1 protein-coding gene is annotated in these 1521 nt (G+C 35.2%); it reads right to left on the reverse strand.

The window, feature by feature from the left end; translation table 11 throughout:
* Positions 1 to 1386: IS1634 family transposase (locus UGRO018_RS17645; protein WP_463667575.1), on the reverse strand; the 1386-nt coding region annotated here is incomplete at its 3' end.
* Positions 1387 to 1521: the final 135 nt, after the last annotated feature.

Consider the following 1521-nt stretch of genomic DNA (forward strand, 5'->3'; position numbering starts at 1 on the left):
CTTTACTTCTGCTTTTTTGCCTTTTTTATCTGTTCTCTTTAGAAATCGGCGAACATCGTTAGGCCCTTTCTTTATCTCTTCTGGATCTTTCAAACTTAAAAGTTTCTTTGCTCGCTCAATCTGCCTATTTCTAATTGTTCTCTGATATTCCATCATTTTTCTAGAAAACGTGATGATCAGATGCTGTTTCAGTGTAGCCTTTGATTTTACTTTAGCTATTTTCCCATTTTTATATACTTTTTCTTCATAAAGTCCCAGATCGACAATCTTATCTGCTTTAATGATCTTATAAGCATGATCATTATATAGATCAACGTTATCCTTGTTATGTCGATCGAAGGATTTCATATGTTCAATTGTTATAGGACGGTCATTTGACAGAAGTTTATAGTCACAGTCATTAAATACGGATTGTTTTAATGTATCAGAAAGTTTTTTGATTGACTGCGTGACAATAAATGCACGTCCACCCATAGAATTAAATTTACGGATATTATAGGAGCCAAGGCCACTATCAGCACAATAAATGAATTTTTTGCCATCCAGCATCTTGATTACTTCTTTTTCTAAAGGAATGGCGGTCAGTTGCTCACTGGTATTACCAGGATGCAGACACATGGAAACGGGTATACCTCTACTATCCATAATCAATCCCATTTCAACGATTGGGTTTGGTCTATGTTCTTTACAGACCCCAAACTGTCGAATGCCCTTGATAAGCTCACCAGTGACATCATCTATAATATCATCATCGTATGATTCACTTTCAAAATAATAGTTCGTACAATCATAATACAGGACAGAAGTATCTCTCTTGACAACAGAACTACTGTAATGGAAGAGATGTTCAATGTATTCATTTCCGTGAGCATTCAAGACATCCATGAAACGGATGATATGATGATAAGGAATGTTGGGCTTTTCGTAATATGTTCCCAGCTTATCGAAGGTTCCATACTTAGAATCAGGATCAAGGATGCGGGCATAAGTCAGAAAGCGGTTGATTTCATCACAGTCGAAGGTGAGCTTGGAATCAGCGACGATAGAAGAGAAAAACTGAGATAGATGAAGTTTTTGATAGATAGATTGGATATAAAAATAACCAATATTAAGCAGATCAGATTTAGAAATTTCCTCGTTTTTAGGAGTTAGTTTTTCATTGAAATTGAACGTGACGTTTAAATCGACTTTGCCAGTTCTAGAGGTCTCGTTCATTTTACGGATTTCTTCTTTTACATAAGCAAGAGGATCATCCGTAATAAGAAGCAGCTGAGAATGTTTGCCAAATTTTTTAACATTGCGAGTAGTAGTTTTATTACCGTTCCTAAACCCTTGCTGAGCATAGTAGGTAGGATCACTTAAACGTTTGTCATAATAAAGTTTCAAGGAAATCACCTTCTTCATAAGAATTATACCACAAAAATACAACACATACAACATATAAAAAGAACAAATTGACAAAAAAAAGCCGATATCTAAACGGCATTTGCATGTTTTTGGTTTTTAAAGTGTCAAACTCCC

It is taken from the genome of Hoskinsella mucinilytica (genome assembly GCF_045223415.1).
In the GTDB taxonomy this organism is placed as follows: Bacteria; Bacillota_I; Bacilli_A; order Erysipelotrichales; family Erysipelotrichaceae; genus Hoskinsella; species Hoskinsella mucinilytica.